The sequence below is a fragment of the Brevundimonas bullata genome (assembly GCF_014207965.1).
Lineage (GTDB): Bacteria > Pseudomonadota > Alphaproteobacteria > Caulobacterales > Caulobacteraceae > Brevundimonas > Brevundimonas bullata_A.
In genome coordinates this window covers 1-26,057 of sequence record NZ_JACHLM010000007.1, presented here as the reverse complement: position 1 = coordinate 26,057, position 26,057 = coordinate 1, and the positions used below count along the sequence as shown (strand labels likewise).

Sequence of the window (26,057 nt, the reverse complement as noted above, 5' to 3'; positions counted from 1 at the left end):
ACGAACCCGCTCCTAGAAGCCGCGCCCCATGTCCGCCCTGCGGGCTGAAGTTTCGAGGCGACCATGTTTGCACGTAGGCGCGACCGACGGCTGGCTGAAACGGAAATGCGCGAGATGCGCGCGATGCTCTCCGCCTTGCAACGCTCCCAGGCCGTCATCGAGTTCGACCTTCAGGGCCATGTCCTGACCGCCAACCAGAACTTTCTGAACGTGCTGGGCTACGCCCTCGACGAGGTTCGCGGCCGTCACCATCGGATGTTTCTGGATCAGGACGAGGCGCGCTCGACGGCCTACGCCGCCTTCTGGGCGCGCCTGAACAACGGCGAGTTCATCGCCGACAAATTCACCCGGTTCGGCAAGGGCGGCCGGCGCGTCGTCATCGAGGCCACCTACAATCCGATCCTCGACGAGCAGGGCGCGCCCTATAAGGTCGTCAAGTTCGCGACCGACGTGACCGCCGCCGAAGAGGAGAGGGCGCGACGCGCCGAGAGCGATCGTCTGGCGGCGCAAAATCAGGCGGCGGCGGTGTCGGGCGCCGGCGGCGCGCTGGAGGCGCTGGCGGCGGGCGATCTGACCTATCTGATCACGACGCCCTTCCCCGAAAACTACCGTCTGCTGCGCACGAACTTCAACAAGGCGATCACGTCGCTGGATTCGGCCATGGGGGTGATCCGGTCCAGCGCCGGGGCGATGCAGTCCGGGGCTATCGACATCAGCGGCTCGGCCGAAGACCTGATGCGACGCACCGAGCGCCAGGACGAAAGCCTGAAGAAGACGACCGTCGCGCTGGACCAGGTCGCCGCGACCGTGCGCCAGACGACCGACAATGCACGCGCCGCCGACGGCGTGGTCGTGCAGACACGCGCCCTGGCGGAAAACGGCATCGCGGTGCTGGGCCGGGCCGTGGGCGCGATGGAAGAGATCGAACGGGCGTCGCGCCACATCGGCGATATTGTCGGCGTCATGGACGAGATCGCCTTTCAGACCAATCTGCTCGCCCTCAACGCCGGGGTCGAGGCTGCGCGGGCCGGGGAGGCCGGTCGCGGCTTCGCCGTCGTGGCGGCGGAGGTGCGCGCCCTGGCCCAGCGCTCGGCGGACTCGGCCCGGGAAATCAAGCTGCTGATTTCCTCAAGCACCGCCAAGGTCGATGACGGCGTGGCCCTGGTGCGGCAATCGGGCGAGGCTCTGACCGCCATCAATTCCGGCATCAAGGAGGTCAGCGACCTGATGACCGAGGTGCGAGCCTCAACCGCCGATCAGGCCCATCGCCTGGTCGAGGTCGATAGCGCCATCGCCGACATGAACCAGGTGACGCGCCAGAACGCCGGCATGGTCGAGCAGCTGAGATCGGGCAGCCTGAGCCTGCGCGCCGACTGCGCCGAGCTGACTGATCTGATCGGGCGCTTCAGGATCACGGACGATCAGCCGCTGGCCGTTGCGGTCTAGGCGAGGCTGGACCGCCGCATCCTCGTGCAAGAAAATCCGTGGGGGCTGATCCGCTCGCCCCCATGCCGCGTAAATCGGCCGCTGTCTGACAAGGTCAGCTCGTTTTGTGTGCCAACGAGATGTCACGTTGGCTCGTCTATGGCGTCCTGCCGTCGCCTCGCGGCGAACGGGCGCCGGTGCGGCGCCGTCGGCGCCATGAAAGAGGGATGAAGAATGTTCAGGACGATTTTGCTTTCCACCGTCGTCGCGCTTTCGGCCGCCGGCGCGGCTCAGGCTCAGACCGCGCCCGGTCGCTGGACCGTCAGCCTGGAAGCCGGGGCCGAGTTCCCGACCGGGGGCGACGTGCATGGCGGGGCGACCGCTGCCGTGCCGGACCTTGGTCCGCTCAATCCCGACCTGGCCGGCGTGAACGCCGAACTGCGCATCCAGTCGCGCAGCTTCGACGACATATATGGCGAGGGCATGAACCTGGGCGCCGAGTTCGCCTATGGCATGAGCAACAACGCCGAGGTCTTCGGATCGGTGCGCTACATGCAGGCCGACGAGGGCCGGGTGCAGGTGGGCGGCGCCTTCGTGCCGGCCTTGGCTACGACCCTGCCGGTGTACGGGACCTTCGGTGAGTACAAGGCCTATGCCCTGGAAGCGGGCTATCGCCAGTACTTTGGCTCCGGCGCGCTCAAGCCCTACGTCGCCGGGCGTCTGGGCGCCGTCTTCACCGACAAGATCAACGCCACGTTCGAGATCCCGGACGCCGCCATCACCATCGCTGATGCGCCCTTCTATGACAGCTCCACCAGCTTCACGGCGGGTGTCGATGTCGGCCTGTCCTATGCCTTCAATGAGCAGGTCTCGGTGCAGGCCGAGACGGGGATTCGCTATATCTCCAGCCTGAACGACGACGACAGCGCCATCGGCGGTCTGGGGCTGGCGTCGATCAACGGCGTCGGTGACCGTACCTATGTGCCCGTGACCCTGCGAGCCAAGTTCACCTTCTGAGTCCAGGCCCCGGAGTCGATGATCGGCTCCGGGGCTCCACAGGCTTGCCGATCCATGGCGACCGCCGCAGGATTGGTTCGTCGCGGATCGCGACCGTCAGAGATCCTTCATGCGGCCCAATCGAAAACAACTCATCGTCCTCGCCGTGGCAGTCCTGGTCGGACTGGCCGTGACGGCTGTGATCCTTTGGCGCCGACCGCCCGAGGTTGAGGTGGCGACGGTCAAGCTGCAGACGGTGGAGCTGGCGCTGTCGGTGGTGGGGCGGGCGCGGCCTATGGATCTGGTTCAGGTGGCGTCGCCCAATCCGGGGCAGGTGGTGCGCCTGATGCATGACGACGGCGACCGCGTTGCGGCCGGCGAGCCCTTGGCCGTTATCCTGGCTGCTGTTGAGCAGGCCCAGACCCAGGCCGATCTGGCGCGTGAACGCGCCGCCCGCGCCGAGGCCGCCGACGCTCGCCTGAAATACGAGCGCACCCGAACGCTGAGCGAGCGGGGCTTCGCCGCGCCAGCCGCTCTGGACGCCGCCCGAACCACACTGCAGGCCGCCGAGGCCAATGTCGCCGCCGCCGCCGCCGCCGTGCGGGCCTCCGCCGAACGCGCGCGGGAGTTCACCATCCGCGCCCCGATGAGCGGGGTGGTGCTGGTGCGGCCCATCGACAACGGCCAGGTGGTCGCCGCGGGCGAGACCCTGTTCGAACTGGGATCGGCGACAGGCGTCGAAATCCGCGCCGAGGTCGAGGAGGCCTACGCCGACGCCCTTCGGCCGGGCATGTCCGCCCGCGCGGCCCTGTCTGGAGCCTCGACGATTTTCGCCGCCCGCGTGACCGAGGTCTCGCCCCAGGTCGATGCGGCCACGGGGGGGCGGCTGGTGAAGCTGGCGCCCGAGGCGGGCCCGTCCCTGTCTCCCGGTCGCTCTATCGACGTGACCATCGTCGTCGGCCAGCGACCCGGCGCCGTCGTCCTGCCGCGCAGCGCCGTGGCTGACGCCACCGCCGCGCCCAAGGTCTATGTGGTCGACGCCGACGACGTCGTGCGCGAACGCGCGGTCGTGGTGGCGCGCTGGCCCACGGTCAACGCCCTGATCGAGCGCGGTCTGACGGCGGGAGACCGCGTGATTCTGGACCCCGCCTCGGCGCGCGTCGGCGCTCGCGTTCGACCCGTGGCGCCCAAGACGGAAGATTGAGGCCGTGTTCGCCCTCAAGGTCGCGCGGCGGTATCTGCTGTCCAACCCCAGCCAGACCTTGCTGCTGATCGCGGGGGTGGCGTTGGGGGTGACGGTGTTCGTCTTCATCACCGCCCTGATCGCCGGCCTGGCCGTGCGGCTGACCGATCAGGTCACGGGCGACAGCGCCCATGTCAGTCTGGAGCCGCCGACGCGCGTGGCGCGGGTCCTGGCGGGGCCGGACCTGCCGGTGGAATCGGTCGCCCTGGTGTCCACCTTCCAGCGCAAGCAGATCCGCGACTGGCCGATGATCGTGCAACTGCTGCGGGCCAACCCCGCCGTCTCGGCCATCAGCCCCCAGATTTCGGGCAGCGCCTTCCTGGTGAAGAGCGAGGCGGTGTCGCCGGTCTCGATCCTGGGCGTGGACCCGCAGGGGATCGACGCCATCTCGCAGATCACGCCGAAGATCGTCAGCGGCGACGGCGATCTGGGCGCGGACGGCCTGTTGATCGGGGTGCGCATGGCGGAGGATCTGGGTTTGAGCGCAGGGCAGACCATCCTGCTGCGGACCGACCGCGGCGTGGAGCGTCAACTGACGGTGAAGGGCGTGTTCCGCACCGGCCTGCAAAGCCTGGATGAACGGGTGGCCTTCATGTCGTTGCAGACGGCGCGGCCCTTGTTCGTCCTGCCCGAGGGGGTGACCAATATCGAGGTCAAGCTGAAGAACCCGGACGACGCCCGCGCGGTCGCGCGCTTTCTGGCCGATGCGACGGGGCTGCGCGCCACGCCCTGGCAGGAAAAGAACCTGAGCCTGGAGGACGCGCTGACGGCGCAGGGGCAGACTGGAACCCTGATCCAGATCTTTTCGCTGATCTCCATCATCATCGGCGTGGCCAGCGCCCTGGTCCTGTCCGCCTACCGACGGCGCGGCGAGGTCGGCATCATGCGCGCCTTCGGCGTGCCGGGCGGCTTCATCCTGTGGGTCTTCCTGCTTCAGGGGCTGATCATCGGGCTGGTCGGCGCCCTGATCGGCTGCGCCAGCGGCTACGGCCTGTGTCTCTGGCTGCAAGGGATCGTCAAGCCTGACGGAACCTCGGCCCTGCCCATCGCGCCGGAACAGGGGGGCTATGTCGCGGCCCTGGTGCTGACCACCCTGGGGGCGGTGATCGCCTCGATCCTGCCCGCCCGTTCGGCCTCCAAGGTCGATCCGCTGGAGGCGATTCAGCAATGACGCGCGTGCTGCAGGCGCGGGGGATCGAAAAGGTCTTCCGCAACGGAGAGGAAGAAACCCGTGTGCTGAAAGGCGTCGACCTTGATCTGGACCGGGGCGAGCTGGTCGCCCTTCTGGGGGCGTCGGGGTCGGGCAAGTCGACCCTGCTGTCGATCATTGGCCTGTTGCTGCGCCAGTCGGCGGGCGCCCTGTCGATCAGCGGCGAAGCCGTGGACGGCCTGTCCGAGACCCGGCGGGCGCGGTTCCGCAACGAGCGGCTGGGCTTCGTCTTCCAGTTTCATCATCTGCTGCCCGACTTCACCGCGATGGAGAACGTCGCCTTCCCCGCCGCCGCGCCCGCCGGGGGCATTTCGCGCCAGATGCGCGACCGCGCGCGGGGGCTTCTGGCGCGCGTGGGGCTTGAGGATCGCATCGACTATCCGGCCACGCGCCTGTCGGGCGGCCAGAAGCAGCGCGTCGCCATCGCCCGCGCCCTGATGAACCAGCCGGACCTGATCATCGCCGACGAGCCCACGGGCAACCTGGATCGCGACTCGGCCGACCGCGTGCTGGACCTGATGCGCGAGGTGAACCGGGAGGAGGGGGCGACCTTCCTGATCTGCACCCATGACGAGGGCGTCGCCGCCCGCTGCACCCGCCGCCTGATGCTCAGCGACGGGCTGCTGATCTCAAATGACGTGGTCGGACACGAGATTCGCGCCGACCTGCCTCATTCCTGACCCTGATGGCGGGGCATGGCCGCCGCTCTGATTCAAAGGACCAGACAATGACCTTTTCCCTTTCCCTTCTGGCGGCGGCCGCCTTCATCAGCGCGGCTCCGGTGCAGGACGCCCCGGCGGCGGCCAACGGCGTTCTGGTTCGTCAGGACGTGTCTCTGGACCTGGCCAACCGGCTGCTGGACGGCGTGCTGTCCACCTGCCACGCCCAAGGCCGGTCGGCGGTGGCGGCGGTGGTCGACCGCAGCGGCAACCTGGTCGCCTTGCAGCGCGACGACGTCGTCGGTCCGCACAACACCCTGGCGGCGCAACGCAAGGCCTATACGGCGCTGTCGACCAAGACCGCGACCAGCGTCATGGCCGAACGGGCGCGCAATGACCCGACGTCCCAGAACCTCAACACCCTGAACGAACTGCTGCTTTTGGGCGGCGGCGTGCCCCTGATCGTCGACGGTCAGGTCATCGGCGCCCTGGGCGTGGCGGGCGCGGGCGGCGCGGCCGGCGACGAGGGCTGCGCCATGGCCGCCATCCGCCAGCATCTTCCGGCGGACTGAGACACAGACATGAGAAGGAGCAGCCGCCGCTCGCTGCGCGGGCCGGCGGCTGTCGCTATATCGCGCGGGTCGGCGCCTCAGTCGTAGGTGCGGGGCGCCTAGGCCTTGTCGCGAATTCTCATGGACCCGCCGCTGCTGGTCTGGACGTCGAAGCGTCCCGTAGCGCGGACAAGATCCGACAGCTTGGGGTAGCCATAGCTGCGTTGGTCAAAATCGGGGTAGGCGTTGCGCAGACGATCACCAAGACCACCGACCGCCACCCAGCCGTCGCCGTCCTCATCCATGTCGGCGATGACAGTCGCGACCAGGCGGGCGGCTTCAGACGCCGGACGTCGAACGGTGGACTTTCTGGACGCCTTGTCCGCTGGCGCAGGCCCTTCCAGGGCCGCCGCGACGCTGAGGTTTTCAGTGTAGATGAAGCGGCTGCAGGCTTGGCGGAAACTCTCGGGGGTCTTCTGCTCGCCGAAGCCATAGACGGCTACGCCTTCCTCGCGGATACGCGAAGCCAGGCGGGTGAAATCGGCGTCCGAGGACACCAGGCAGAAGCCGTCGAATCGTCCCGAGTGCAGCAGGTCCATGGCGTCGATGACCAAGGCGATGTCCCCGGAGTTCTTGCCCTTGGTGTTGGCGAAATTCTGCTGCGGCTGAATGGCGAACCTGGCCAGAACCTTGGTCCATCCGCTCAATTGCGCGCTGGAGAAGTCGCCGTAGATCCGGCGCGCCGAAGCATCTCCAAGCGTGGCTATCTCTGAGAAAAGCGCCTCGGCTATACGGGCGGAGGCGTTTTCCGCATCGATCAGCACCGCGAGCCGCGGCGAATTTACCTGAGAAGACATCAAGAACTCAAAACCAAACCGCTCGGCGGCAAACTATAGCTGAAGCGCTCAATGGGCGCGAAAACAGGCGTGCATCACACCCTTTGCGGTGCGGCGCCACCCGTGAGAGCGTCGGCGATTCTTGTCAGGAAGACAAAACGGCGCGCAGCCGCCTCCTGCGGGTTTGCATCCTTCAACATCACACGCCCCGTGAATTCAGGGGCCGTGTCTCGAATGCGTCGTATCAGGGCGTCCAGATGGCCAGGCCCCTTGCGGGAGTCCATAATGACAGCGTGGGCGCGCGCATCGGCAAGGCGCTTCTCAACCGCCCCCTCTACATCCTGGCCTAGCTCGGAGCGGCCTGCCATTTGCGCGAAGTCATTGGCGTAAAGTCGGACGTAAGCGTCTTCGATCATCTGGAACCTCGGATTCGGTGGGATGCGTCTCGGCGAGGCCGGGGCGTGAGGTCCTGACAGACCCGCTAGAATGCCTACATGGGGACGGCCGAGGGTAAGCGCAATATAGTATTGCTTTATATAAATATAATTAGGCTCGAATATCGGCCTGCTTTTGGTTTCTCTCCAGATTTTTGATATCCGGATCGAGCAATCGCTGGGGCGAATGCTAAATCGTTTTCATGATGATGTTCATTCATGCTCGTGTCTGATCGCCTGCGTGAGCGGCGGCGTCGCGTCTTCGTCTGCGGCCTCTGCAAGGATCGACATTGGCAGCTTGACGGTCATTGTTGTGCCGTTGGCGCCCGTCGCGCGCGCCAAGGTGGCTCCCAGTTGTTTCACGAAAGCTTCGACATAGCGGGACCCTAGCCCGGAACGCGCTCCGCTGTTGCGGGTCTGGTCATGACCCACGCCATTGTCCTGAACGGTCAGCAGAACCTCGTCGTCTCGGCGTTCAAACGACAGGAGGATGCGCCCCGCGCCGCCGGGAAAGGCGTGTTTCACGGCGTTGGTCGCCAGTTCATTGACGATCAGGCCTACGGAGACGGCCTTGTCGGCATCGATCAGCAGGGGCTCGGCCTCCACCTGGATTTCAATGTCGGCGGCCTTGCCAATGAGGCTGGAATGGATGCTGGCCGCGATGCCGCTCAAGTAGGGTTGAACTGGAACGGGGCCCAGGGCTGAAGACTGGGAGATGACGTCGTACAGTTCTGCAACGGCGGCGATCCGGGCCTGCATCGCGCGATAGCCGTCAATGCAGGGTTCCGCCGCTCTTCGAATCTCGAAAGAGACTAGGGAGGTGATGATCTGCAGACTGTTCTTGATGCGGTGCGCGAGTTCAGCGGCCAGGATGTCCCTGTGGCGTTCCAGCAGCCGGGCCTCTGTCACATCTTCAAAGACGACCAGAAGGCGGGTGACATGATTGCCCGGCCGGTAGACCTTGCGAGCGTTTATTTTGAAGATGCGGCGTCCCAATGCAGGGAACTCGTCTTCGATCTCGAACCCGTCGAACGCCGTCTCGTCGGGCACAACCTTGTCCAACAAGGCGCCCAGCGCTGATACATTCCACTGGCCCTCGCCGAGATCCTTGAGCGGGCGGGCCATGACCTCCGCCTCCGCGACCTGGAAGAGGGTCAGAAAGGCGCGATTGACGCTCGCGACTCTCATGTCCCCCTCAAGGATCACCATCGGGTCGCGCACGGTGTCGACTATGGTCTGCGCCAGACGCCAGGCGCGCTCGCTCTCGCGCGAGGCTTCGCGTTCCGTCGTGATGTCGTCGATCGCCAATAGAAGGTTGGCGGGGCCGTTTTCAACTGGGGGGAGCTTTCCCGCATTCAAACGAAAGACGCGGCGCCCAATCCTGGGAAAATCATGCTCAACCTCGAAGGCCCCCATTGCACGATCCTGCGTGAGGCCGCCTTCGAGATGGTCGCGAAGGGAGGGAATGTCCCATTGACCCTCCCCAAGATCGAAGAATATCCGATTTTCAGTCTCATCGGCCTGGACCTGAAACAGGTGATAGAAGGACCGGTTCGCTGAGGTCACGTGCAGGCTTGAGTCCAGCACCACAAGGGCGCTGGGGAGGGTATCGATCAGGTCGTGGAACGACACATCGGCGGATAATGGAGTCATGTGCGGCCTTCTGCTCTGCGCCGTCGAGGTTGTCGCGACGGGTGAGAGCCTGTGAGGGAGGGGAGCGATCGCCTGCTATGTGATTTCAGAACAGACGCCCAAACTCGGGCCTAAAGCCGCGGCTAGGCGCCGTGGCGGGTTGGGCGCTTGAAGGGGTGGAGGCGTAAAATTATGCGTCCTTCATGTATAGCGATAGATATTCGGTTTTGTTCCGTTTACCGCTTTATTTATTAGTATAAATAAAGTTGCCGCTAGTTTTTAGCTTTCGCTCAGCGGGGTGATTGATAGTGATTTTTATTACTTGATTTGAGTAAGGGCGGGATGGCACGATGGTTCTCATCGGGCGCTCCAGAAGGGGGCGATTCATCCGGCCCTCGGCCCCCGGCCCCCGGCCCCCGGTCGCCAGCGGCGCGCGCCATCGCATTTGAGCAGGGTCTCGCCTATATAGCGCCCCTTCGGTCTCTCCTGGACCCGCCACGTTCCTGACGGGAGTTTCGAGTACGTCGCCATTTCGTGTGCGTCCTGTGCGCGCTGAGGTGTCGAGAACCCGGAAAAACGTTGCAAGACGTCGCGAATTCGAGTGCCCACGCCGCCTTCCAACTTTTTGATCTTGCTAAAAAATGCCGATGAATAACGCCCACAGGCTGTCCGTCGCCCCGATGATGGATGGTGCTGATTATGGTGTGTAATCAGTAGGTTGTGGGGCGACGTGTGCAAAATTTGCACACGCAGTTCTGGTTTTCTTTCCTTTTCGTTCTCGCGAACGAGCACGAATTCCCACGTCAATGACTCGGCGGCCCACGGAGACCGCGCTTCGTCCGCTGCCGTTGGCAGCTGCTCCCGGTAGCTTTCTAGTTGTGCCGTCCCTTTGACCGTGAGCTCCATGCAGACGGTGTTCACAGCGGTCGGGGCGACTCAAGCGTCTGTCGATCGCGGATAGATTCAACATGTCGATATAGAAGTTCGAATCGCGCCGGGCGCGCCTACGCTGGAGCCCCTTAAGGCGCGCTAAACCACGCTACTGAACGACCGAGGATGACTCCTATCGGTATTTACAAAGGTCCGCTTTAGAGCACGGCTTTTTCGACCCGTTTGACACTATTTGAATAGGCGCGACAGCAGCGCCCAAAGGCTGACCGTCGAACGAGCATAGACGCGATTGTAGGCAGCTTTCTTGGGATTCGTTAGCCAGCTGCAACGCGCGGTGCCTTGACGCCGAGACTATGTCGCACGACCCGCTTGAGGGATGTCCGCGCCGCGAAGCTTTTGCGCAAGCTCGGCTTTCTCAATCCGAATTTCATCGCCATCTCCCCACTAATCCCACTATGACGTGTGGTGGTGAGGGGCTGCAAGTCGGGCCAACGTTGTCACTGCAGTTCGGGGGATCTGATGTCAGACTATGATCAAGTGCCATTCGCGGGTGTGGAGTTCGCGGACAATCCTGAACCGCGCTGCCCGTGCGTGCTGCTGCTGGACACGTCGATGTCGATGTCAGGCGCCAAGATCCAGCATCTCAACGAGGGCCTGAAGGTCTTCATCGAGGAGATGAAGAGCGACAGCATGGCCGCTAAACGGGTCGAGCTCGCCGTCGTCACCTTCGGCCCAGTCGAGGTGGTCCAGACCTTCGTGACGCCCGATCAGTTCTACCTTAATGATCTGCGGCCGACCGGGGACACCCCCATGGGCGCCGCGGTCCAGACGGCCCTTTCCCTTATTGAAGAGCGGAAGTCAGCCTACCGGGCCAATGGGGTCGGCTACTACCGCCCCTGGGTCTTCCTGATCACGGACGGCGAACCGACTGACGACGTCTCGGCAGCCAAAGCCGCGATCCGCGCCGGCGAGGAGAGCAAGGCGTTCATGTTCTATGCCGTGGCGGTCGAGGGGGCGGATGTCGAGCGGCTGAAGGCTCTCACCACGCGCACGCCCCTCAAGCTCAAAGGGCTGGCCTTCCGGGAGCTCTTCGTCTGGCTTTCAAACTCCCTGGGCAGCGTCTCGAGGTCACAGCCGGGCGATGCGGTCCCACTCGACAACCCGACGGCTCCAGACGGATGGGCCGTAGCCGGCTGATGTGGCGCCATGCTGCGGCGAGGACGACGGGCTCGTCCCATCTGAAGCGCGACGAAGTCTGCCAAGACCGGTTCGAGGTCTGGTCCGCCGACGGTGTCTTTCTCGCCGCCGTCTCTGATGGGGCGGGCAGTGCGAAACGCGCCGAAGTCGGGGCCGAGGTCGCTGTCCGGCAGGCGCTCGCATCCATGCGCGCCGGTCATCAGGAGGCGACAGACTGGCCGGCGCTGGTGGCTTCCGCCTTCGATGAGGCCCGTGCGGCCGTGCTGGCCCAAGCGGATTCTGAAAACCTGCCCGCGCGTGACTTCGCCTGCACCCTGCTGCTTGTCGCCCTGACGCGCGATGGCGGTGCGGCGGGGCAGATCGGCGACGGCGTCATTGCCCTGCGCGACGACGCGGAGGAGGGCTGGTCCTGGGTTTTCTGGCCCCAGAAGGGCGAGTACGCCAACATGACGCGGTTTCTGACCGATCCGGAAGGGGCAAGCCCGCCCGACCTGGCCGGCATCCGTCCGTCCGTCTTCGAGATCGCCCTGATGACGGACGGTCTCGAAGCCCTGGCGCTCAACTACTCGGAGCGGAGCGCCCACGATCCCTTCTTCGAAGGGGTGCTGGCGCCGCTTCGGTCGGCGGAGGCGGTCGGCGAGGTGGAGCGTCTGTCGACGGGACTGGCCGGCTTCCTGGCTTCGCCCCGCGTCAGCGAGCGGGCCGATGACGATCTGACCCTGGTCATCGCCACCCGGACGGTCTCGTAAGTTCGATGTCGAACCTGGTCGTCGCCAGCACCGGAAAGCCTCTGAGACTCCTCGCGGAGATCGGCAAGGGCGGCGAAGGCGCGGTGTGGTCGCTCTCCGACGCAACCGATCGCGTCACCAAGATCTATCTGAAGCCGCCGAGCCCCGCCAAGGTGGAGAAGCTTCGGCTCATGGCGGCGATGCCCGGCGGAGACCTGTCCAAGGTCGCGGCCTGGCCTCTGGATCTGGTCCTCAATGGCTGCCGGGAGGTGACGGGCTTCATCATGCCCAGAGTCGCGGCGCATTCCGATGCGCATGAGCTCTACAGTCCAAAGAGCAGGGCCGGGTCCTTCCCGGAGGCCGATTTCCGCTTCCTAGTTCACGTCGCCTCCAACGTCGCCAGAGCCTTCAGAGCGGTTCACCGGACCGGTTACATCATCGGCGATGTCAACCACGGCCATCTTCTGGTCGGGCGTGACGGCCGTGTCGTCCTTATCGACTGCGACTCGTTCCAGACGCCCAAGCCGAACGGCGTCCTCACCTGTGATGTCGGGGTCGCGCTCTTCACGCCGCCCGAGCTCCACGGCCGGTCGTTCAAGGGTCTGGTCCGCACCCCGGACCATGACGCATTCGGAATGGCGGTCCTGATCTTCCATCTGCTTTGCATGGGGCGTCATCCCTACGCGGGGGTCTGGTCCGGGCGCGGGGAGATGCCGATCGAAAGGGCGATCGCCGAGCGGCGCTTCGCCTACGGCCCTCACCGCAAGACCATGATGATGGACCGGCCGCCGGGCACGATCGACCTGGCGGTCCTCGGCCCGAGGATCTCGGGTCTGTTCGATGCGGCGTTCGCCCCGACGCCGGGACGCCCCCGGCCGACCCCGGCGGACTGGGTCTCGGCGCTCGACACGCTGAAAGCCGCCCTCAAACCCTGCACCGCTTCAGGCGCGCATTTCTATCCTTCGCATCTGGCTGCATGCCCCTGGTGCGTGATTGAAGGCCAGACCGGAGCGCGTCTCTTTGGCCAGCGCATCCGGGGTGAGGCCGGGCAGACTATCAACATCGCCGCACTGTGGAGCCAGATCGAGCGCGTCGCGCCGCCGCCGCCCGACCCGGCGCTCCCGTCCGCCGGGCTCTGGAAGTCGCCAGCCGGGATGGACGTCCCGTCTCCCCTCCTGAAGCAGGTGCGGATTGCGGCCTCGGTGGCGGCGGCCTGCATCGGCCTTGTCGCGTGCGGATCCGACGGCGGCGTGGGGCCCATGGGCGGCATGATCGGTGCAGGGGTGGCGTTCGCCGTCTGGCCCCGCGTATCGGCGGCTAGGCGCCAGGCGCTGGCCGCCGCCGTCAACGCAGCTCAGGCGACCTGGAACCAGTTGGAAGGGCGGTGGAGGGACCAGGCGACCGTCGCCGCCTTCCTGAGCCTGAAGGGTCAGTTGTCTGACTCCCATACCGAGTACAAGGGTCTTCCCGCGCGCAGGGTGAAGCTTCTGGCTGAGCTCCAGGCGAAGCGCGAAGCGCACCAGAAGGTTCAGTACCTTGACCGCTTCCGCATCGACCGGGCGCAGATTACCGGCGTCGGTCCCGGTCGGGCCGCGACTTTGGCGTCGTTCGGCATCGAGACCGCCGCCGATGTCGAGCGCTACAAGATCCTCAATCTGCGGGGGTTCGGCCCCTCGCTCTGCGATGCGCTCGTCGGTTGGCGCCGGCAACATGAAAGCCGGTTCCGGTTCAACCCCGCTGCGCCTGTCGATCCGCGCGAGACCCGTCGGGTCGAGGAAATGATCGAGACCCGGCGAAAGCAGCTCGTGGACCGACTGCAGGCCGGGCCGCGAGAACTCCTGACGTCTCAGGTGAACATTTTGGCGGCCAGAACCCGCCTCGAGCCTTTCCTCAAGTCCGCGTGGGACGATCTGCAGCTGGCCCTAGCTAGGCAGCGCGCGGCATGAGGAGCGGGGCTTTCCGATTCCGCTAGTAAGCGCGGAATCCGTGGTCCTCGATAACCTTGTCGATCTCGCGAGCTTGGGGGGGGATGTGCACGTAGGCGTATCCCATCGTCAGCATGAGCAGCTTGTCTCCGTGCTTGCCCGGCTGAACCGGCGCGACATCGTAGGTGATCTTGGCCCGTGCCGAAGTCTGGCAATTTCGGACATAGCCGAGGAACCGGCTGTGCATGTCGTCGTCCGACTTGGCCATGGCGTAGTGCATCTGACGTCGGTTCGTGATCTCGATCAGGTCATCCCAGCCAGTGGCGCGTTCTGCCAATGAGGCGCAAATTCCTGCCGCGAGCTTGAATGCTTCACTCACGTCCTCGTCGAACAGTTGTTCGTATTTCTCCTGGACCTCGTCGTGATCCTCGGCTCCCAGCCTTGGTATGGGGTTGTAGGCGTGGCGGATCGCGTAGGCATTGAAGGCCAATGTCTCGAAAGCGACGACGTCGAGATTGGGGACTTTGACGCCCGACTTTGGGAACATTTCGAGGTAGCCGCTCGCCGTTCGCATGGATCGGTAGGCGATGATCCGGGCAAGGACGGCGTGATCCTCGGGAGGCTTTGCCAACTCGTTGGCGATCTTGTCCGTCGTAACCTTGGACAGAGCGTCACAGAGAGGCGTCGCCCTAAGCTTGGCGAACGGATTCCAATTCATGCGCGGGGCAACCATTCGATCTGCGTGATCCGCCACAGGCCATCGGGAATGTCACGGTAGAGCAACCGGACGACTTGCTCTTCGCTGTTACGGATAACCGACCTGTAGTGCCTAGACTGTGACCGGCCGTCTCGCGTGTAGGAGACCTTCACGTCAGCGGTCGCGTATTTCTCGATCAGGACCAGTAAACCGCCGAAGGCCATCATCCCGGCGAGCCCTAGGAACATCAGCCCGAGGGCTGTCGGCAACTCGAACAGGAAGTGGGTGATCTTCTGGACGCCGCCCCATGTGGTTTCCGGTTCATAGATGTCAAAACCGGCGAGGGTGCGAGAGATCGGCCAGCGATCCCAGTAGCCGTTCTGGAGCCAAGTTAGGCATTGCCAGCCCAGCATCCCCAGCGGTCCAAGGGCGATCAACCACGCGAATCCCATCCCGACCATTCCCAGCAAGCCTTGGCTGTCATGGATCAGACGTTGCCAGAGCGAGTCTTCGCGGAAGGTGTTGGACTCGTCGGTCATTGCTTGGTTTCCGGCTCGTCGTCTTTGCCGACTGACGCGGCCAAGATTTGCTCCTGACGCTCCAGAGCATTGGCGACCCGGACCATCCCGAAGAGGGCGGCATGCAGCAGGTCGTCCTGCATCCCGACGCCCTTGGTGTGGTAGGACATCTTGTCGATATCGGCTTCCGAGAATTTAGTCCCGATCCTGTCGAACAGTAGCTTGAGCAGCGCGACCAGTTTCTGGCCCGTCTGCGTGTTGTGGGCTTGTTCGTGGCCTTCGCCGGGCTCGATGGCGACGTGGTTCATGTAGGCGCGATGGGCGGCCATGACCTCAGCATCGTCTCGATACTCGACTGCGACCGCCATGATCGCCATTTGATACTGAACGTCGTTCGCCCGCATGCGGGTGTTCAGGATGGTTTGAACGATGTTCGATCTGTGCTGATGTTTCGCCCGTCTTCGCTCTGCCATCATGGTGATGACGACGGCCGCGATAGGACCGATCAGGGTCGCAGCGACCAGAATCCAATTGGTGGCGGTGAGACCGAGGTAGGTCGGATCAGTCGGCAAAGTGTGCGGCCCCGAAGCAGTTCAACAACGCACAGTGTAACTCCGTTCGACGTATTCAAAAGAGGCGTGTTAGCGACGTCCCACAGGTCGTTCCCTAACCGAGTTTGGGACCGCGGTCGAACGACCGCGCCAGCGGCGTGACCGAGAATAGCTTCTTCTCAAAGTCCGCTCCTTTCTTCGCAAGTGTGCGGGCCTCACTTTTGAGGACGTCGGCGTTCATGAACGCCTTCCAGTGATCGCATAGCTTTGCCCAGATGCCAGCTCGGGGTGGGACTTTACAGATACCCGCCCTTTATGCGGCGGCTCGATCAGGGGGCGGCGGCCCTCGCCGAGCCAAGCTTCGATCTGTTATCTCGGCTGGCCAAGGCCGCGCCGCCAGCTGAATGTCCTGTTGCTGCAGATTTCGGAATGTCCGCATCTGGCGCGTAGGCGACCCAACTCCCGCTTTCCAATCGTTCCTTCGACGTATGGCAAGCGGTCATGTTCGCTCGCCCTCAACGCTAACTCGAAGAGTATCGTTATGATTGAGGCGAGAGTAACAGCAGGCGCCGACGCCCTGTAACCGAGCATCGACTTGACGCAGCTGTCGGCATGGGGCTCGACGGCCTGTCAGTCGTCCGATTACCGGCGCATGAATCGGAAAAGCGCCGGGTCGAGGACGTCTGACATCGGCAGACCACGAGGGGGCGGCCCTCAGGCCGCCAGGGCTTCGTCGGCAGGGCCGAAGAACTCATAGTGGATGCGATCGGCGGACACCCCGATGGCGACCAGGTCGGAGACCAGGGCTCGCAAGAAGGGGCGGGGGCCGCACAAGTAGTAGTCGGCTTCTTTCACCGGTGTTTCCGAGGCCAGCCAGGCGCCTGAGATCCGTCCAGTTCGTTCGTGGTCGGCCAGGTTCGCGGCCTCCGGCACGCTTTCGTAGAAGACAGTGTTGCGGCTGGCAGGAATGGCGGCGGCGAGTCGGCGAACATGATCGCCCATGGCGTGGGAGGCGACATCGCGCGCGCCGTGAACATAGTGAACCCGGGCTTGTGGTTGTCGGGCCGCCAGCGCCTCCAGCATGGAAACCATGGGGGTCAGGCCGACGCCGCCGGACAGGAGCACGATGGGACGTTGCGGATCATCCGGCAGGAAGAAGTCGCCCGCCGGCGCGCCGACCTTGAGGATTCGGCCGGGGCGGGCGTTTTCGTGGAGCCAGGTCGAGGCGAGACCATGTGGCTCCCGCTTCACCGAGATCCGATAGGTCTCCCCGTTTGGTGCGGAGGAGATCGAATAGTTACGCTTGATCGGCGAATGCCCGGGTAGGTCAAGCCAGAACGTGAGGTATTGTCCAGGCTTGTGAGCCAGCACCGGGCCACCATCGACCGGCCGCAGGATGATGGAGGTGATGACCGTACTCTCGGGTTGAACTTCCGCCACCTCGAAGGCGCGCCAGCCGTTCCATCCGCCTTCGGCGGCGGCGAGATTCTCGTACAGGGCCGCCTCGCGTGTGATGAGGATGTTCGCGAGGAACCAGTAGGCCTCGCCCCAGGCGGTGAGAACGTCCTCGGTCGCAGCCTCGCCCAGGACGTGGCCGATGGCGCCCAGCAAGGCGCTGGCGACATGGGGGTAATGGTCTGGCATGATCTGCAGTCCGACATGCTTCTGCGCAATGCGTTCAACTGCGGCCGTCAGGGCGCCGAGATTGTCGATATTGGCGGCATAGGCGAGGATTGCGCCTGTGAGCGCGCGGGGCTGAGAGCCAGAATCCCCATGATGCGACTGATTGAAGAGATCGCGAATTTCCGGATTTTGGAACATCCGGGCGTACATCTCCCGGACAATGTCCAAGCCATGGGCCTGAAGGGCTGGAACTGTGGCTTTGACGATCGTGACCGTCCGCTCGCTGAGGGCTTGCGACATCAGTAGGTGTCCTCGGTAAACTGGAAACTGGAAAACGCGGTCGTTCAGGCCGCGGGATTTTTTGGCGGCGTGGCCAAGCCGGGTCAGGTCGGTCGGACGCGCGCGGCGCTTCTTAGATGTCCACGCGCGTGAGGGGGCAGACGGTTCGGTGGAGACGGCGAGGCTTCAGGCCGCAGTCTTCCAGGTCGGCTCCAGCGCAGCGTGAGGCGGGCAGGGCGCCACGGCCTGGACCGGCAATCCCCCGAGTTCGTTGGCGTAGCCGTGGTTGACGTCCCGGTGGTGGGCCTCGTCGGCACGAACGACGAGGACAACGTCGCGCAGGGTCGCAGTGTCAGGAAGGTTCCAGTAGCGTTTGGCGATCTCTGGGGCCAGGACATTGGGCGAGCGCCCTTCGTCGATTTCGGCGAGGTAGTGGGTGTAGCTGATCACGGCTTCTTCCTCGAAATAGCCGACCACCCGGTGGGCCGTCTTGTTGGACACGAGATAGAGACCAAAGAAGAAGAGGTAGAAGACCCACTGGACCGAGACGATGACGAACCGCTCGAACAGCGTCGGTTTCGAGATCTCGATGAAAGTCATCAGGTGCATGCGTTCGTTTTCGGCCTCGTCCATCAGGGTCTTGATCCAGCCCCGATCGTCGCACATCCGACGCAGGCAGCTCAGATGGTTGATGGTGGCGCCCACCATGCCCGGCACAGCCGCGACCGTTTCCAGCACGACAGCGCGATGTCCGTATCGCTTGGCGAAGAAGGTATCCGCACAGAAGCGGAGCAGCTTGGTGAAGCCGAAGGCGACGCGGTCCGACAACCCTTTGGGTTGATGGTGGACGGAGAGATCGACGAGTGGGGCGCTCATGGCCTTGGTCCTTGAAACCGGGGAGTCCCGGGCCGGTTCGTCCGGCGAAAGAGGATGAGGCCGATGTAGAAGAGGCGGGCTGAACGCGGTATCCGGGTCTTGACCCTAGGGGGAATTCCGGAGGCGCGGCCCATTGGTGAACAAGGCTAGAAAGCGGACGATGCGCGTCTTTCATTCGTCTTCTCCCCTTGTGAGGCCCTCTTCGCCTTGGCTAGCAGTCGCCACGGTTCTGGTACTGATCCTCATGGGCGCTTGGGCGCGAGCAGGCCTGCCGTCCCTCTTCGACGCCCGGCTGTCCTTTCTGGTCTTTGTGCCGGCCGTGGTGGCGGGCTCAGCCCTGGGCGGCGTCTGGCCCGGCGCCCTGGCCGCCGGCCTGGGCGTCGCGACGGGACTGCTTCTGGGCGACGCTCAGCCGCAGGTGGCGGAGGCCGCGCTATTCCTTGTCGTCGCGGGCGCCGTGACCTGGGGCGGCGAGTGGTTCCAACGGGTTCTGAAGGAGCTTTCCTCCCGTGAGACCCATCTACGGTTGATCCTGGACACCGTGCCCGACGCCATGATTCTCATCGACGAGAAGGGGGCCATGCGAGCCTTCAGCCCCACTGCAGAACGGCTATTCGGCTGGACTGCGGCCGAAGCCATCGGGCAGAATGTCAGCCTGTTGATGCCCGCACCTCATCGCGAAGCGCACGACAGCTATCTTGAACGCTATTATCGAACCGGAGAACGCCGGATTGTCGGCGTAGGGCGCGTCGTGGTCGGTCGTCGCAAGGATGGGTCCGACTTCCCTCTGGAACTCGCAGTCGGGGAGATGCGGACCAAGGAGGGGCGTTTCTTCACCGGGTTTGTGCGGGATCTGACGGAACGCCAACAGGCTGAGGCCAGGATGCAGGAGCTTCAGGCAGACCTGATCCGGGTGTCGCGTCTGACGGCCCTCGGCGAAATGGCGTCAGCGCTCGCCCATGAGCTGAACCAGCCGTTGACCGCGATCACCAACTACCTGAAGGGCGCGGGGCGACTGCTTCGCTTGGAGAATGCGTCGGTCGATCGCGTCTCCGACGCCGTGGACCGGGCGGCTGACCAGGCGCTGCGCGCCGGCGTGATCATCCGGCGCCTGCGAGAGTTCGTCGCCCGGGGCGAGACTGAAAGGCGGATCGAGAACCTGCACTCGCTCATCGAGGAGGCCAGCGCCCTGGCGCTGGTCGGGGCGCGGGAGCACGGCGTTCAGGTGCGGTTCGCCCTCGATCCGTCCGCTGACCTCGTCATCGTTGACAGGGTTCAAATCCAGCAGGTCCTGCTCAACCTGATCCGAAACGCCATGGACGCCATGCAGGACGGCGGGACACGGGACCTGGCCATATCCGCCTCGACGCTGGATGAGGATCATGTCCAGGTCACGGTTTCCGATACGGGGGCGGGGATTGATCCCGATGTGGCGGTCCAGTTGTTCCAGCCCTTCATCACGACGAAGCGGGCCGGCATGGGGGTTGGGCTTTCGATATCGCGGACCATAATGGAAGCCCATGGCGGGCGCCTGTGGTTCGAGGCCAACGCCGCTGGAGGCGCGGATTTTCACTTCACGCTACATCGCGCCCGACTTGAGGAAGAGCTCGCATGACAAACGCTCCGATCATGCACGTCATCGACGACGACGCCGCTGTGAGAGATTCGATCGCCTTCCTCCTGAGTACAGCCGGATTATGCGTGCAAACCCACGAGTCCGCCGTCGCCTTTCTCGCCGTGAAAGACCGACATCCCGGATGCATCATCACCGATGTGCGCATGCCTGACATGACCGGGATAGAGCTGGCACGCCGATTACAGGCGGACGGTTCGGGGGAACCTGTGATCGTCATCACTGGCCATGCCGACATGCCGCTGGCTGTGGAGGCGTTGCGCGCAGGCGTGGTGGATTTCATCGAAAAGCCGTTCGACGACGAATTGCTGTTGGCTTCGATCCAGCGTGCGGCGGATCGAGCGGGCGAAACGGCGTCGGCAGAAGCCGAGAAGCGGATGCTGGTGGCGCGTCTCGACGCCCTGTCAGGACGGGAACGCGACGTGCTCGCAGGATTGGTTCAGGGCCACGCCAACAAGGTCATCGCCTATGATCTCGAGATCAGCGCGCGGACCGTGGAAGTCTATCGCGCCAACCTCATGGCCAAGATGCAGGCTGGAAGCTTGTCCGAACTCTTGCGGATGTACCTCACGGTTCATCCCTAATCGGACGCCTAACTAAAGCGGTTTCAGCGCTGTTGATGGGTTTTTGGATATCTCTAGCGCAGGCAGTACTGGGCCAAGGCTGAACGTGTCCTCTGGGGCGAAAGCGGTCCTGAGGTTGCCGACGGCCGGACGTCCGCTTTCGGGCCGCCAGGCAATGTCCGTTCATGGCGCTAAGCGGCCCAGCCGACCAAGGCCGAATAGTTCTCGGGATCATCCACGGCGGCGCGGCTGTCGGACGGAAGAACCAGACGCGGACTTCAAGCTGGGGGAGGTGTCGTCCTACCCGGGCGACACCCGCCGCCGTCGCTCCGCGAACATAGTGATCCTCGGCCTTGAAGGAATAATAGGTCCACTTGAAGGTCATCGGATAGTCGATGCAGGATCGGTGGCAATAGCGGTCCTGGTGAGTGGCTCCGTGCGGCCTGACGCAGATCGGGATAGCGTTAGCGTGGCATTCCGACCATTCTGTCAAAGAGGTAGTTCACGCCTACCCACAAGACGGTTGCTGGCAGAATGTTGCGCAGAAACTGCATGATGAAATCCAAGCTGAACGCAGGTGACGTGCCCCTGAGTTTTCATCCACGCGGAGCTAGAGTCCTCGGGTTAGTGATCCGCCTACGTTTTCTGGCGCCCTCGAAGCTGAAGTTTTCCGGCCAGACCGATGAAGGACCTGCTGGTGGTGGCGACCTATATCGTGGTGCTTTTCTCGGTCATCGCCCAGGCCGGCACGATTGCGGGCGTGGTCAGGCGAGTCTCTTCAAATAGGTCGCGATCTGACGCGGGCGCGAAGGAAGCGGGGGCGCCCGAGCCTCCCCTAGCGGAACCATTCATTTGGTGAACCGCTGATCCCCGGCGGGTCTGGCGATGGAGTCTTCCAGCTCGCTGGGCCGCTGAGGGCTGATCATGAAGACGTTGGAGCGCGCGGCCTTCGTATCGGGGCTGCGGCGCGAGGGGGCTGACCCGCATGACGGCGGCGAGTGATGTGATCGGCGATCTGGGCAAGCTCGACGACGCCAGGATTGTGGATATCGGCGGAAGCGTGCTGACGCTGGGCGGGCTGGTTTCGGCGGTCATCATCATCGCCGCCGCGATCGTCGTGTCCTGGTTCATCACGCGCGGCCTCCGCAGGCTGCGGCTTAAAGCGCAAAGGGGCGCGCAGGCTCTGTATTTGCTGGAGAAACTCACAGGCTACGCCGTGATCGTATTTGGGGTGATCGTGGGGCTGTCGTCGGCAGGTTTGAACCTGTCTTCTCTCGCGGTTTTCGCCGGGGCCATCGGCATCGGCGTGGGGCTGGGTCTTCAAGGCGTCGTGAAAGAGTTTGTATCCGGCATCTTCCTGATCTTCGATCGGATGGTGTCGGTGGGAGATTATGTCGAACTTGAAAGCGGGACGCGCGGCGCGATCGCCGAGATCGGCCCCCGGGCCACGCGTATCCGCACCAATGACAACGTCAACGTCATCATCCCCAACTCGCATCTGATCCAGGGGCCGGTCACCAATTGGACGTTGAAGGGCGACACCCGTCGCATCCACATTCCCTTTTCCGTCGCCTACGGCGCGTCCCGGGCAGAGGTGCGCGAGGCGGTGCTGGCCGCCGCCAACGCCTCGCCCTTCACCATGCCTGAGACCGATCAGAGAAAGAGCCAGGTCTGGCTGGTCGGGTTCGGCGACAGCAGCCTGAACTTCGAGCTTCTGGTCTGGCCCAGCCCTCAGGCGGTCAAGAGACCCGCAGCGATGCATGCGGCCTACACCTGGGCGATCGCTGACGCCCTGGACGCCGCGGGCATCGAGATTCCCTTCCCGCAGACCGACCTCAGGATCCGAAGTCTGCTTGGCCGAGAAGGCGATGATGCGTTCTCGGCCTTGGGGCTGGGCGACCATCTTTCTGCGTCGCAGGCGAAGTCTTCCGCACCGACGGTTGACGCGGCGCGGGCCGTCAACGATGCGGCGGCTGATCTATTGACGCCTCAGCCCGACCCGATCGAAAGTCCCGATGACTAGATGAAGGCGCGCTTGCTTCGTTTCATTCAGGATGTGACGGACGCCTTCTGGGCCCTGCCCGCCTTGATCGTCGCGGCGCTCGCGGGGCTTGGCGTCCTGGTGGTTGATATCCAGATGCTGGGGCGACTGCCCGGCTGGATACCCGAAACCTGGATTTACGGCCGCGGCGATACCGGCGCCCGCACGCTGCTGGGCGCGATCGCGTCCTCGGCCATCGGCGTGGCCGGGACCTTGTTCTCGATCACCATCGCGGCGCTGACGCTGGCTTCGAGCCAGATGGGGCCTCGGTTGTTGCGCAACTTCATGCGCGACCGGGGAAACCAGATGACCTTGGGCGTCTTTCTCGGCGCCTTCGCCTATGCTCTCGTGGTGCTGCGCTCCGTGCGAGGCGGGGAGGACACCGCCTTCGTCCCGGCCCTGGGCGTCACGATCGGACTGGTGTTGGCGGGGGCCTGCGTCGCCCTGCTGATCTATTTCATCCATCACGTGGCCAATCGCATCAACGTGGACACCGTCATCGACTTGGTGCACGACGACGTGGTGCGGGACATGGAGCGGTTGACGCTGGACGAACCGTGCCGTGAATATCCGGATCCGGTCGACTGGAGCTGGGCGGCCAAGGTCAGCCTTCGCCAGGCGGGCTATCTCCAGCAAACCGACACGGGCGCCTTGGCGGATTGGGCGAAAACCCATGGGTGTGGCGTTCGCTTGTTGAAGCGGCCGGGCGAGTTCGTCTTCCCCCATGCGCCTTTCGCCCTTGTTTCGCACGAAGTAGAGGAGGCTGAGGCGGCGATCTGGGGCAGGGTGGCGCTGAGCCGCAGGGGCGGATCTCCGGCTGACTTCACCTTTCCTGTCGCCCAGTTGGTCGAGGTGGCCGTGAGAGCGCTCTCGCCGGGCGTCAACGACCCGAGGACGGCGATCAGCGTGCTCAATCGTCTGGGCGCGGCGCTGGCCTGGCTGGCGCCGCGCCATCTTCACAACGGGGTTTATGAGCAGGACGGCGTCGTCCGGCTCTATGTGCCGACGCTGGACTACGCCGCCCTGGCCGGCGTGATGTTCGACATGATCAGACAGAACGCCGGGACCTCGCCGACGGTTCTCATCCACCTGATGACCGTCCTGACCGCCGTCGCCGCGGTCGAGACCGACCTGCATCGTCTGAACGTTCTGCGGCGCCAGGCGCGTATCGCCGATGAGCAGGGGCAGGCCCTGTTTGTCAACGAAAACGACAAGGCCGTACTGGCGACCGCCTATGCCGACTTCCTAGCCACAGCGGCATAGTCGCCTTGAAGCTCCGCATCGGCAAGCCTCTCCCTTCGCGGTGGTCAGTCGCTAGAAGGGAAAGAAGATCGCGATCACGCCCACCCCGGACGAAGTCCAAGAGCGGCTGCACCTATCCCGCAATAACGTTCTTGTTTTGTTCTGATTTCAAGCGGGTTGGTTGGATCGTCCACAGCGGATAGGACGGACCACTGAAATGGGGCACTAAATGCACGCAGCAGTAATCGGATTATTCGGCCTGATCGCCGCAACGCCAGCCCAAGCTCAACAGGCGGCGAGCTTCGACCTCTCGTGCGACATCGAAACGTCGGTGAAGCTCAACGACCGCGCCGAGACCAAAAACGAGCGCACCATTCGGATGAGCATCGACACCGCTTCAATGAAATGGTGCACCCACCCCTGTAAGCCGGTGCAGACAATCGCCGAGATCTCGCCAACAATTTTGATCCTCTGGGGTGATGCACTGCAACCCGGTCATGCACGGACATTCACTATCGACCGTGTGAGCGGAAGCTACTTCCTGCTGTCAATCACACCGGCTGGGTCCATAACCGCAAAGGGTCGATGCACTCCGGCACCTTTCACTGGCACGGGCGTAAGAACATTGTTCTAGTCCTCCCTTCGAGGCAGGGGGCTCTCCTGTCACGCGAATTTCACGCAGCCCTTCTTGCATATTAGTAAGTGTTCATGTTCTTTGGACGCATGGGGCAGTTCCTAGAACGTCTTCGCAAAGGTTCATCCGCGCACACCGTAGTTGTGGAAGAGCAGGGCCTGTCGCTTGTCCGTCTGGATGGTGCAGAGGATCGTTTCAACGAGCTTGCCCGAGAAATCTTGGAGCGCAGCGGAGACGACTTCGTGGCGTTCCCCACAACGGATGGATCGCACGGCTACGAGCGAGTTTTCGTCGTCCCTCTCGACTGACGCTTCCAGTCGGGATCGATTTTGCGGCGGGCGTGTTCTGGCTCCGGGGAACTCCACTCGGCTCGGGCTAAGCCATGGATTCAGTTTGCACCTTTGTCGTCGATGACGATGTTCTAGTCGCGACCACCATCGAACTTGCGCTGGAAGATAATGGCTTCCGTCCGCACACAGCGCACTCGGCGGAGAAAGGTTTGGCGCTGTCGAGGACAATGGTCACATATGCCGAGCCTTGGTGACGGATGTGAACCTCGGCGGGGAAATCAAAGCGTGGGACATCGCGCTTACGGCTCGCGAGAGATTTCCGACCTTGCCGGTGATCTATGTGACGGGCGATAGCGCCGACGAATGGGCCGCATATGGAGTTCCAGACAGCATCCTGATCGACAAGCCTTTCGTTCCCGCGCAGATCGTGACTGCCATCGCCAAACTGCTGAACAAGCGCGCTCCATAGCCCAAATGGTTTCGGGCCGCATTCTCGACGTCTCGAATATACGCGGACCCGCTTGCTCTACCCCCCGGGTGGGGGTCACCGTCTGGAGCCGGGCGGGCCTGACCCTGCACCACGGGGAGGCTACAGCCTTTCGCCTAAGCCCTTAATGGATTGATCGCTCGTGCATCAGGATCGACAGATCGGTTGTTGTCGATTGAATCGATCCCAGATTAACGCCACCCCACTTTCTACCATGGCGCAGTTTATTTCGACCCCTGACGAGTTGTGGCAGATCGCCGTCACCCGCTGGTAGCTTTGCCCAGTTCGCATGCAGGTGATCCTACTTCCGGCCAGACGAGTGAGCGTGGCCTGACGTGACCCCCGTTTCTCATCCAGCCACAACAAGAGTCCGAGGTTGATCTGGGTAGAGATTGGTTGGGTTGGCAATAGGGCGGCCTGCGCAGCCGTCAACCAGCGCAGCAGGCCGCCCGGCGTTTCCAGCATGGGCTTGCGCGTAGGCCTGCGGCGTCAGCCAGCCGAGCTTCGAGTGCGGTCGCCGTTCGTTGTAGTCACGCCGCCAGGCCTCGAGCACCGCGCGCGCGTGCGGCAGGGAGCGGAACAGCGTCTCGTTCAGCAGCTCGTCACGCAGGCGCCCGTTGAAGCTCTCATTGAAGCCGTTCTGCTGTGGCTTGCCTGGCGCGATGTAGTGCCAGCCCACGCCGGTGTCGTCGGCCCAGGCCAGGACGGCGTCGAAGTGTACTCCGTGCCGTTGTCGCTGACGATGGTGTCCGGTCGGCCCCGCTGCCGGATGACGGCGTCCAACTCCCGCACCACTCGCGTGCCCGACAGCGAGGTATCAGCCACCAGCGCCAGGCATTCGCGGGTGCAGTTGTCGATCACCGTCAGGATGCGGAAGCGCCGCCCGTCCGTCATCT

At 63.9% G+C, this 26,057-nt stretch carries 25 protein-coding genes and 1 pseudogene; 16 read left to right on the top strand and 10 right to left on the bottom strand.

What is annotated here, in order from left to right:
• Positions 1 to 114 precede the first annotated feature (114 nt).
• The 6 genes from HNP51_RS16895 (at position 115) to HNP51_RS16870 (ending at position 6,105) form a co-directional block, all read left to right on the top strand.
• Positions 115 to 1,446 (top strand): PAS domain-containing methyl-accepting chemotaxis protein, encoded by a 1,332-nt coding sequence (locus HNP51_RS16895; RefSeq protein WP_260400780.1) that lies wholly within the window; start codon positions 115 to 117, stop codon positions 1,444 to 1,446.
• Between the two features lie 213 nt (positions 1,447 to 1,659).
• Complete coding sequence (locus HNP51_RS16890) at positions 1,660 to 2,442, top strand: outer membrane beta-barrel protein (protein WP_184273575.1); 783 nt, start codon at positions 1,660 to 1,662, stop codon at positions 2,440 to 2,442.
• 109 nt (positions 2,443 to 2,551) lie between these two features.
• Positions 2,552 to 3,625, top strand: a complete 1,074-nt coding sequence (locus HNP51_RS16885; RefSeq protein ID WP_184273578.1) for an efflux RND transporter periplasmic adaptor subunit — start codon at positions 2,552 to 2,554, stop codon at positions 3,623 to 3,625.
• Positions 3,626 to 3,629: 4 nt separating this feature from the next.
• Positions 3,630 to 4,835 carry an ABC transporter permease gene (locus HNP51_RS16880; protein WP_184273581.1) on the top strand — a complete coding sequence of 402 codons (1,206 nt, stop codon included), beginning with the start codon at positions 3,630 to 3,632 and terminating at the stop codon, positions 4,833 to 4,835.
• Positions 4,832 to 5,554, top strand: a complete 723-nt coding sequence (locus HNP51_RS16875; RefSeq protein WP_184273584.1) for an ABC transporter ATP-binding protein — start codon at positions 4,832 to 4,834, stop codon at positions 5,552 to 5,554. The genes HNP51_RS16880 and HNP51_RS16875 overlap by 4 nt, the downstream gene beginning before the upstream one ends.
• A gap of 47 nt (positions 5,555 to 5,601) precedes the next feature.
• Positions 5,602 to 6,105 carry a heme-binding protein gene (locus HNP51_RS16870; protein WP_184273587.1) on the top strand — a complete coding sequence of 168 codons (504 nt, stop codon included), beginning with the start codon at positions 5,602 to 5,604 and terminating at the stop codon, positions 6,103 to 6,105.
• 98 nt (positions 6,106 to 6,203) lie between these two features.
• Here the strand turns inward: HNP51_RS16870 and HNP51_RS16865 are convergent, their stop codons facing one another.
• The 3 genes from HNP51_RS16865 to HNP51_RS16855 form a co-directional block, all read right to left on the bottom strand.
• Positions 6,204 to 6,941, bottom strand: a complete 738-nt coding sequence (locus tag HNP51_RS16865; RefSeq protein ID WP_184273591.1) for an NYN domain-containing protein — start codon at positions 6,939 to 6,941, stop codon at positions 6,204 to 6,206.
• A 74-nt stretch (positions 6,942 to 7,015) separates the two neighbouring features.
• Entirely contained in the window at positions 7,016 to 7,336 is a 321-nt protein-coding gene (locus HNP51_RS16860; protein WP_184273594.1) for a hypothetical protein, read from the bottom strand.
• A gap of 231 nt (positions 7,337 to 7,567) precedes the next feature.
• Entirely contained in the window at positions 7,568 to 9,007 is a 1,440-nt protein-coding gene (locus HNP51_RS16855) for a sensor histidine kinase (RefSeq protein ID WP_184273598.1), read from the bottom strand.
• Between the two features lie 1,461 nt (positions 9,008 to 10,468).
• Here HNP51_RS16855 and HNP51_RS16850 point away from each other — a divergent pair.
• From HNP51_RS16850 to HNP51_RS16840, 3 genes are read left to right on the top strand one after another with little or no spacing between them, the layout of a single operon-like run.
• Entirely contained in the window at positions 10,469 to 11,074 is a 606-nt protein-coding gene (locus tag HNP51_RS16850) for a VWA domain-containing protein (RefSeq protein WP_221434181.1), read from the top strand.
• On the top strand, positions 11,056 to 11,823 hold the full coding sequence (locus HNP51_RS16845) for a PP2C family serine/threonine-protein phosphatase (RefSeq protein WP_184273602.1): 768 nt from the start codon (positions 11,056 to 11,058) through the stop codon (positions 11,821 to 11,823). The genes HNP51_RS16850 and HNP51_RS16845 overlap by 19 nt, the downstream gene beginning before the upstream one ends.
• Before the next feature lie 5 nt (positions 11,824 to 11,828).
• On the top strand, positions 11,829 to 13,748 hold the full coding sequence (locus HNP51_RS16840; RefSeq protein WP_184273604.1) for a helix-hairpin-helix domain-containing protein: 1,920 nt from the start codon (positions 11,829 to 11,831) through the stop codon (positions 13,746 to 13,748).
• A gap of 22 nt (positions 13,749 to 13,770) precedes the next feature.
• Here the strand turns inward: HNP51_RS16840 and HNP51_RS16835 are convergent, their stop codons facing one another.
• The 6 genes from HNP51_RS16835 to HNP51_RS16815 form a co-directional block, all read right to left on the bottom strand.
• A complete protein-coding gene (locus HNP51_RS16835; protein WP_184273606.1) occupies positions 13,771 to 14,460 on the bottom strand; it encodes a hypothetical protein in 690 nt (229 codons plus the stop codon).
• Positions 14,442 to 14,963 carry a hypothetical protein gene (locus tag HNP51_RS16830; RefSeq protein ID WP_184273607.1) on the bottom strand — a complete coding sequence of 174 codons (522 nt, stop codon included), beginning with the start codon at positions 14,961 to 14,963 and terminating at the stop codon, positions 14,442 to 14,444. The genes HNP51_RS16835 and HNP51_RS16830 overlap by 19 nt, the downstream gene beginning before the upstream one ends.
• Positions 14,960 to 15,514, bottom strand: a complete 555-nt coding sequence (locus HNP51_RS16825; RefSeq protein WP_184273609.1) for a DUF6680 family protein — start codon at positions 15,512 to 15,514, stop codon at positions 14,960 to 14,962. The genes HNP51_RS16830 and HNP51_RS16825 overlap by 4 nt, the downstream gene beginning before the upstream one ends.
• Before the next feature lie 94 nt (positions 15,515 to 15,608).
• Positions 15,609 to 15,734 (bottom strand): hypothetical protein, encoded by a 126-nt coding sequence (locus HNP51_RS18710; RefSeq protein ID WP_260398574.1) that lies wholly within the window; start codon positions 15,732 to 15,734, stop codon positions 15,609 to 15,611.
• Between the two features lie 473 nt (positions 15,735 to 16,207).
• Positions 16,208 to 17,416 carry an NO-inducible flavohemoprotein gene (gene hmpA, locus HNP51_RS16820; RefSeq protein ID WP_184273611.1) on the bottom strand — a complete coding sequence of 403 codons (1,209 nt, stop codon included), beginning with the start codon at positions 17,414 to 17,416 and terminating at the stop codon, positions 16,208 to 16,210.
• 165 nt (positions 17,417 to 17,581) lie between these two features.
• Positions 17,582 to 18,271 carry an alternative oxidase gene (locus HNP51_RS16815; RefSeq protein ID WP_178827013.1) on the bottom strand — a complete coding sequence of 230 codons (690 nt, stop codon included), beginning with the start codon at positions 18,269 to 18,271 and terminating at the stop codon, positions 17,582 to 17,584.
• 244 nt (positions 18,272 to 18,515) lie between these two features.
• Between HNP51_RS16815 and HNP51_RS16810 the strand changes: the two genes are divergently transcribed.
• From HNP51_RS16810 to HNP51_RS18375, 7 genes are all read left to right on the top strand, one after another.
• Positions 18,516 to 19,886 (top strand): PAS domain S-box protein, encoded by a 1,371-nt coding sequence (locus HNP51_RS16810; protein ID WP_255500418.1) that lies wholly within the window; start codon positions 18,516 to 18,518, stop codon positions 19,884 to 19,886.
• Positions 19,883 to 20,488: a response regulator FixJ gene (gene fixJ, locus HNP51_RS16805; RefSeq protein WP_178827017.1), complete on the top strand. Its 606-nt coding sequence runs from the start codon at positions 19,883 to 19,885 to the stop codon at positions 20,486 to 20,488. Before HNP51_RS16810 ends, fixJ begins: the two co-directional genes overlap by 4 nt.
• Positions 20,489 to 21,149: 661 nt before the next feature.
• Positions 21,150 to 21,326: a hypothetical protein gene (locus HNP51_RS18380; RefSeq protein ID WP_184273614.1), complete on the top strand. Its 177-nt coding sequence runs from the start codon at positions 21,150 to 21,152 to the stop codon at positions 21,324 to 21,326.
• Positions 21,327 to 21,452: 126 nt separating this feature from the next.
• Positions 21,453 to 22,490 (top strand): mechanosensitive ion channel family protein, encoded by a 1,038-nt coding sequence (locus HNP51_RS16800; RefSeq protein ID WP_184273617.1) that lies wholly within the window; start codon positions 21,453 to 21,455, stop codon positions 22,488 to 22,490.
• Positions 22,491 to 22,502: 12 nt separating this feature from the next.
• Positions 22,503 to 23,771, top strand: coding sequence for a DUF2254 domain-containing protein (locus HNP51_RS16795; RefSeq protein WP_184273620.1), 1,269 nt, complete (start codon positions 22,503 to 22,505; stop codon positions 23,769 to 23,771).
• Positions 23,772 to 23,979: 208 nt separating this feature from the next.
• Entirely contained in the window at positions 23,980 to 24,384 is a 405-nt protein-coding gene (locus HNP51_RS16790; protein ID WP_184273624.1) for a hypothetical protein, read from the top strand.
• Positions 24,385 to 24,924: 540 nt separating this feature from the next.
• Complete coding sequence (locus HNP51_RS18375) at positions 24,925 to 25,143, top strand: hypothetical protein (RefSeq protein WP_260398575.1); 219 nt, start codon at positions 24,925 to 24,927, stop codon at positions 25,141 to 25,143.
• A 367-nt stretch (positions 25,144 to 25,510) separates the two neighbouring features.
• On the opposite strand, the pseudogene HNP51_RS16780 reads toward HNP51_RS18375, so the two are convergent.
• Positions 25,511 to 26,057: pseudogene (locus HNP51_RS16780) on the bottom strand (integrase core domain-containing protein); the annotation flags it as partial.